A 6,942-nucleotide genomic window follows, 5' to 3' on the forward strand; every position below is an offset into this window, starting at 1 on the left:
CCGGGCGTCGGCCCGTCGACCTGTCAGCCCGTCAGCAGGGGCCGTCGTCGCCCCAGACGCCCCACTGGCCGCTGGCGCTCGGCACCTCGTTCAGCGTCCACCACTTGGCGTGGTACTCGTGGCCGCCGTACGAGACCTTGCTGCCGCTGGTGTACGTGGTGCTCGCGCTCCACGCCGGGTCGGCGCAGGCCCCGGGGGTGGTCGGGGGAGTCGTCGGCGGCGTGGTGGGCGGGGTGGTCGGAGGCGTGGTCGGCGGGGTGGTGGGCGGCGTCGCCCCGGCGAACTTCACGGTGTACTTGGTGAAGTCCCAGTCGTTCTGCGCCACGCTGGAGCAGGAGCCGGACAGCCCCGGGTCCACCGGGCCCGTGCACTGCCGGTCCCGGTTGACCGACCAGTAGGTGTACCGGGCCAGGTTGTGCGCGGTGGCGAAGTCCAGCACGGCCTGGAAGTCCGCCTGCCGGAAGTACTCGGCGGCGTCGGTGCGGCCGTTCATCATCGACACGCCCTCGTGGGCGTAGGCCGTCGCCTCGGACCAGCCGAAGGTGGTCTGGAGGATCTGGTTGAACTTCACCAGCGCGTCGGTCTGCGCGGCGGCGCCGTTGAACCCGCCGTCGAACGGCATGATCGAGTAGTTGTTCGGCGTGAAGCCCTGCGACTTGGCCTCGTTCAGCATCTGGGTGCCGAACCAGCCCGTCCCCGCGTTGGTCCCGGCGGTGGTGATCGAGATGTAGAGGCCGGGGTTGTTCTGCTGGAGGATCCGGGCGGCGCCGATCTCGTTGTGGATCGCCGCGGTGTTCTCGTACTCCGGCTCCTCCAGGTCGAAGTCGATCGCCTTCAACTGGTACTTGGTGATCACCTTCTGGTACCCGGCGGCGGTCGCCTCCGGCGTGCCGCAGACCTGGCCGAGCTTGGTGCCGCCGTACCCGCCGACCGACACCGAGACGTCCCCGCCCTTGCCGCGGATGGTCTGGATGACGCCGGGCATGGTGGTGTCGGTGTCGATCGAGGAGGTGCCGCCCCAGGCCGGTGAACAGCTGCTGCCCTGGGCCAGGATGAATGCCAGCTGGAAGGCCTTCTGCCCGGTGGCGTCCATCACCGCCGCGGCGTCCGGCGGGCTGTTGTCCTCGGGCATCAGGTAGGGCGCCGAGGCGTACCAGTTGCTGCCGAGGCCGGTCGTGGTGTCGGCGGCGGCGGAGCCGGTGTTCGCGAGCGCGGCGACACCGCCGGCGACCAGGCCGAGCACCCCGGCCACGGCGGCGGCGACCCGGCGCGGGCGGCGGCGCGGGTTCCGGGGGGCGGGGTGTGGGGGAAGTGCGCGTTCCATCGAGGGCCTTTCCAGGCGGGACGGCAGTGGGGGAGGGGGCTGCTCACGCCGGAGGTGGGGGTGGCGCGCAGACCGAACGGGCCTCCGGCAGGGGGTAGTTGCCGAAGACTGTCACTGGTATAGACCTGTCGAGGAAGGGTGGTCAACCCCAAAATGGTCAAGCCGGGGCCCGGCGCCGGCGGTGGGCCGGGCGCCGAACGGGCTCCCCGTCAGGCGCGCGCCGCCACGCGGACCCCGGTCCCCACTCCCCGCGCGGCGTCACCCGCCCCCTGCGCGGCGCCCACCGCCGCCAGCAGCCCGCCGACCGCAGGCGACCACGGCCGGCTGGTCGGCCCGGTGAGCGTGAGCGTGCGGTGGACGGCCGGCCGGATCGGGACGAGCACGCAGTCGGCCGGGAGCATGGTCAGCGCCAGCGCGGGCATCACCGAGACCCCGACGCCCGCGTGCACCATGCCGATGAGCGTGTTGAGGTCGCGGATGCGGTGCCGGGGGGTGAAGCGGGTGCCGGCCCGGCGGAAGGCCTCCCGGATCTGGCGTTCACAGCCGCCCTCGGAGAGCAGGAAGTCGTCGTCCTCCAGGTCGGCGACGTGGATGGCCTCCTGTCCGGCGAGCGGGTGGTCGCGGCGCAGCAGCGCGTGCATGGAGTCGGCCCCGAGCGCGACCGCCCCGGGCGGGAGCGGCCCGGGGTCGACCAGGACCGCGGCGTCGACGGTGCCCGCCTCCAGCCAGGTGGCGAGCTCGTCGTCCTCGCCCTCGAAGACCCGGACGGTGACCTGCGGGTAGGCGGCCTTCCAGTCCCGGAGCAGCCCGGGGAGCAGCGCCTGGCAGACGGTGGTCGGCGCGGCCAGCCGCACGGTGCCGACGGGGCCGCCGGAGTGCCGGGTGGCGATGGCGCGCACGGCGGCGGCGGAGGCGACGGCGGTGCGGGCGTGCGGGAGGATCTGCTCGCCCAGGGGAGTGGGCCGGGCCGGGGTGCCGCGCAGCAGGACGGGCGTGCCGAGGGTCCGCTCCAGCGCGGCGACGGCGTGCGAGACGGCGGACTGGCTGATGCCCAGTTCGTCGGCGGCCGCGCCGAACCCCCCGGTGTCGGCGACCGCGACCAGCGCCCTGAGCTGGGCCAGGTTGACCTCCGACGCCATGAGACTTCCTCATCCATCCGGCACTGCCACTTGTTGGACTCATGCTCTGCCGCCGGGCCACCCTCTGTCCAGACGGGATCCCAGACGGGATCCCAGACGGGATCCCAGACGGGATCCCAGACGGGACCCCAGGCGGGATCCCAGACGGGACCCCAGGCGGGACCTGCGGCGGGACCCGAGACTGGACCCTGGACGGGGCCGGGACGGAACCCGACACGGAACCAACGGACGAAGATGGAGGTGGTCCGGGTGCGGCGCTGGTTGCCGGGCTTCGTGGCGCTGTCGGCGATCTGGGGCGCGAGCTTCGCGCTGATCAAGGTGGCGGTGGAGGCGGGGGTGCCGCCGCTGTGGGTGGCGCTGTGGCGCTGCGCGCTCGGGGCGGTCACGCTGTGGACGATCCTCGTGCTGCGCCACGAGCGCGTCCCCCGCGACCGCGCGCTCTGGGGGCACTCCGCCGTGGTCGCGGTGCTCCTCAACACCGTGCCGTTCACGCTGTTCTCGTTCGGCGAGACCCGGGTCAGCTCCGTCCTCGCCGGGGTGATGAACGCGACCACCCCGCTGTTCACCCTGCTGTTCACCGTCCTCACCGTCGCCGAGGAGCGCCGCCCCGGCGCCCGCCGGCTCTCCGGACTCGCCCTCGGCTTCGTCGGCGTGCTCACCGTGCTCGGGGTCTGGCGCGGCATCGGCTCCGGCGAGGCCGCCGGCGGCCTCGCCTGCCTGGCCGCCGCCTGCTGCTACGGCGCGGGCTTCGCCTATCTGCGCCGCTTCCTCTCCGGCCGGCCGGAGTCGGTGGTCACCCTCTCCGCCGTCCAGATCGCCTGCGCCACCGCCGAGTTGGCCGCCATCGCGCCGTTCGCCGCGGGCGCCCCGCACTGGCCGGGGGCGGGCGCGGCCGGCGCCCTGCTGGTGCTGGGCGCGGTCGGCACCGGCCTCGCGTACCTGCTCAACCTCGGGCTGGTCCGCACGGCCGGCACCGCGGTGGCCTCCGCCGTCACCTACGTCATGCCGCTGTGGTCCACGGCCCTCGGCGCGGCCTTCCTCGCCGAACCCGTCGGCTGGAACGCCCTGGCCGGCGGCGTCCTGGTGATCGCCGCCGTCGCCCTGACCCGCCCCCGGCCCGCACCCCGCCCGGCCGGCTCCGCCGCCGCCACGCCTGACGCCCCGAGGCCTGGTCAGAGGGTTCGTTAGAGTGACCGGGTGAACGAGGAGGAGCAGCAGCCGACGGCCGTCTGGGCCGCGCTGCGAGCCCACCCGCTGCGCTTCCCCGTCACCCCGTGGGTGCCGCGCTGCTGGGCGTACCTGCTCGGCGGCGCGCTGCTGGGCCCGCTGCTGCTGGCCGCCCTGGCGGTGCTGCTGGTGCTCGGGCTGGGCCTGTCCGTGGTCGGGGTCGGACTGCCGGTCCTCCTCGCACTGGCCCTCGCGGGCATCCCCGCCGCCGCCCTCGAACGCCGACGGCTGCGGCTGGTCGAACCGGCACCGCTGCCCGACCCGCACCGTCCGCTGCCCGGCGCCGGCCGCCGCGCCCGGCTGCGGACCCGCCTGCGCGAGCGCGCCACCTGGCGCGAGCTGGCCCACACCGCGCTCACCGCCACGGCCCTCGCCGCCGCCGCGCTCGGCTTCAGCGCCGCGCTGCTGTTCTGTGCCGCCCTGGTCGCCTCCCCGGTGATCGTCTGGGCGCTGGCTCCCGAAACCGTCATGATCATCCCCGGCAGGGCGGTGCCCGGGCCGCTCGCCGCCCTGCCGTTCAGTGCCGCCGGGCTCGCCGGGCTCCTCCTCTGCGCCTACGCCGGCGCCCTGCTGACCACCGCCCAGGTGGCCCTCGCCCGCCTCCTGCTCGGGCCCCGCGAGGAGGACACCGGCCGCCAGGTCCTCGAACTCACCCGCTCCCGGGCCCGGCTCGCCGACGCCTTCGAAGCCGAACGCCGCCGCATCGAACGCGACCTGCACGACGGCGCCCAACAGCAGCTCGTCGCGCTCAGCATGACCCTCGGCCTCGCCGACCACGCGCTGCGCGACGGCAGCGCCCAGTCCGGCGACCGGGCCACCGCCCTGGTCGCCCGGGCGCGCGGCGAAGCCCGGCAGGCCCTGGAACAACTGCGCGGCCTGGTCCGCGGCATCCACCCCCAAGTGCTCACCGACCACGGCCTCGCCGCCGCCGTCGCCGAGGTCGCGCTGCGCCATTCCATCCCGGTCCGGTCCGACTTCGACCTCCCCGGCCGGCTGCCCGCCCCCGTCGAGACCACCGCCTACTTCACCGTCACCGAAGCGCTCACCAACGCCGCCAAGCACAGCGGCGCCGCCGCGATCACCGTCAGCGGGCGCATCGCCGACGGCCGCCTGGTGCTCCAGGTGACCGACGACGGCCACGGCGGGGCGGACCCGGCCGCCGGGGCCGGCCTGCGCGGACTCGCCGACCGGGTGGCACTCCTGAAAGGACGGCTCATGGTGACCAGCCCGACGGGCGGCCCGACCACGCTGCGGCTGGAGGTCCCGTGCTCCGGGTCGTGATCGCGGAGGACGCCGTCCTGCTGCGCGCCGGACTCGTCGAACTCCTGACCCTCGGCGGCCACCGGGTGACCGCCGCCGTCGGCGACGCCCGCGCCCTCGTCGCCGCCGTCGACACCGAACGGCCCGACGCCGTCATCACCGACGTCCGGATGCCGCCCGACTTCTCCGACGAGGGCCTGCGCGCTGCCCTCGACCTGCGCGAACGCCACCCGGGCCTGCCCGTCCTGGTGCTCTCCCAGTACGTCGCCACCCCGTACGCGACCCGCCTGCTCGCCGCCGCCGGCGCCCAACCCGCCGGCCTCGGCTACCTCCTGAAGGACCGCGTCGGCGACGTCGCCGACTTCCTCGACGCCCTGCGCCGGGTCGCCGCCGGCGAGACCGTCATCGACCCCGACGTGGTCCGCGTCCTGCTGCGCCAGCAGTCCGCCGACCGCCCCCTCACCCGGCTGACCCCCCGCGAACGCGAAGTCCTCGCCCTCATGGCCGAGGGCCTCAACAACCAGGCGATCGCCACCCGGCTCACCATCACCGAGGCCTCGGTGGTCAAACACTGCGGCAACATCTTCATGAAGCTCGACCTCGACCCCACCGAAGGCAACCGTCGCGTCCTCGCCGTCCTCGCCCACCTCCGGGCGGCGTAGGGCGGGCCCGGCACCACGCCGGGCGTCAGCGCAGACCGAGACAGGGCAGCCAGGCCCGGGAGGCGTCGTGGCCCGCGGTGAGCAGGGCGCACAGCGGGCCGGCCGCGCCCCCGAGCAGGCCCATCCCCTCCGCGCCCAGGGCCTCCACCTCGGGCAGGCGGGCCCTCAGGTGGGCGAGCAGGCGGGCCCTCAGCGCGGCCGCGGCGGGCAGACCGGCATGGTGGGCGAAGGCGTCGGCCACCGCCAGCACGCCCGAGGCGCCGTGGCACAGGGCCAGCAGGTCGCTCGCGCGGTCGCCGAAGAGGTGGAACCGCTCGTCGTACCGGTCGGCGAGCGTGCCGAAGGCCGCTGCGGCCCAGGTGGCCGTCTCCCGGTCGCCCGTGGCGTCGGCCGCGTCCCACAGCGCCCAGGACACTCCGGGGGTGCCGTAGCACCAGGCCTGGCGGGCGCGCGCTCCGGCGGACGGCGGGCCGTCGAGCCCGGCGCCGTCCCAGGTGCGGATGGAGCGGGCGTCGTCGAAGGACTGCCGCATCAGCCACCCGGTCGCGCGGCGCAGGGCGGGCGTCAGGCCGGGGTGCGGTCCGAGGTGGCGTACGGCTGCGGTGAGTGCGGCGACGACCCCTGCGGCGCCGTGGCCCGTGCCGGTGTTGATCCGGCCGTCGAGCCAGCCCAGGTGCGGGTGGCCGGCGTACTGCCCCGTCCGCAGCCGGGGCAGCTCGTCGGTGTCGCACAGCCGGGCCAGGTGGTCGGCGTACGGGCCGAGTTGGGCCGGTGTCGGGCGGGTGCCCGTGGTCAGGGCGAGCAGGGTGCCGGAGGGGCCGACGATGAGGTCGTAGTCCGGGAAGGCGACCTGCTCGCAGCGCCAGTCGAGGGCCGGCGCGGTGCGGACCAGGTGGTCGCGGAGCCGGTCGGCGGCCCGGTGCAAGTCCGGGTGGACCAGGGCTCCCAGGCGCAGGCCCGCCAGCGTTCCGGCCAGTCCGCCGTCGTAGAGCCCGCAGTGGCCCGGCCCCTGGCCGGCGGTGCGGGCCCACACCGCCACGGCACGGGCCGCGGACCGTTCGGCCTCCGGCCCTCCGGAGGCGTGCAGCAAGGACGCCAGGACGGGGATGCCCGGATCGGAGGGGTGCTCGGCGCCCGCCGGGCTCTCGCGGGGCCGGGCGGACCAGGCGTCGAGGAGTCGGACGGCGAGTCCGGTGACGGCGGTGCCGGTGCTCTCGGTGCTCTCGGTGTTCGCGGCGTTCGCGGTGTGCTGCGGCACGGTGGCTCCTCGGGAACGACGGGTCGGGGGGGGGGGCCCGCGCGGGGTGCGGGGGGGGGGGGGGGGGGTGGT

The 6,942-nt window shown here is 75.7% G+C and carries 6 protein-coding genes; 3 read left to right on the forward strand and 3 right to left on the reverse strand.

Annotation, left to right across the window (positions count from 1 at the left end; all coding sequences use genetic code 11):
* Positions 1–31: 31 nt before the first annotated feature.
* Entirely contained in the window at positions 32–1,324 is a 1,293-nt protein-coding gene (locus ACFV6D_RS34450) for a carbohydrate-binding protein (protein WP_079135961.1), read from the reverse strand.
* Between the two features lie 209 nt (positions 1,325–1,533).
* Positions 1,534–2,463: a LysR family transcriptional regulator gene (locus tag ACFV6D_RS34455; protein ID WP_380562706.1), complete on the reverse strand. Its 930-nt coding sequence runs from the start codon at positions 2,461–2,463 to the stop codon at positions 1,534–1,536.
* A 249-nt stretch (positions 2,464–2,712) separates the two neighbouring features.
* On the opposite strand from ACFV6D_RS34455, the gene ACFV6D_RS34460 reads away from it, so the two are divergent.
* Genes ACFV6D_RS34460 through ACFV6D_RS34470 form a run of 3 tightly spaced genes read left to right on the forward strand, consistent with a single transcriptional unit; the run spans position 2,713 to position 5,612 of the window.
* Complete coding sequence (locus ACFV6D_RS34460; RefSeq protein ID WP_380378916.1) at positions 2,713–3,651, forward strand: DMT family transporter; 939 nt, start codon at positions 2,713–2,715, stop codon at positions 3,649–3,651.
* A 9-nt stretch (positions 3,652–3,660) separates the two neighbouring features.
* A complete protein-coding gene (locus tag ACFV6D_RS34465; RefSeq protein ID WP_380562708.1) occupies positions 3,661–4,971 on the forward strand; it encodes a sensor domain-containing protein in 1,311 nt (436 codons plus the stop codon).
* Positions 4,956–5,612, forward strand: a complete 657-nt coding sequence (locus ACFV6D_RS34470) for a response regulator (RefSeq protein ID WP_380562710.1) — start codon at positions 4,956–4,958, stop codon at positions 5,610–5,612. The genes ACFV6D_RS34465 and ACFV6D_RS34470 overlap by 16 nt, the downstream gene beginning before the upstream one ends.
* Positions 5,613–5,637: 25 nt before the next feature.
* On the opposite strand, the gene ACFV6D_RS34475 is transcribed toward ACFV6D_RS34470, so the two are convergent.
* Complete coding sequence (locus ACFV6D_RS34475; protein ID WP_380562712.1) at positions 5,638–6,870, reverse strand: lanthionine synthetase LanC family protein; 1,233 nt, start codon at positions 6,868–6,870, stop codon at positions 5,638–5,640.
* Positions 6,871–6,942: the final 72 nt, after the last annotated feature.

It is taken from the genome of Kitasatospora sp. NPDC059812 (assembly GCF_042732075.1).
Lineage (GTDB): Bacteria > Actinomycetota > Actinomycetes > Streptomycetales > Streptomycetaceae > Kitasatospora.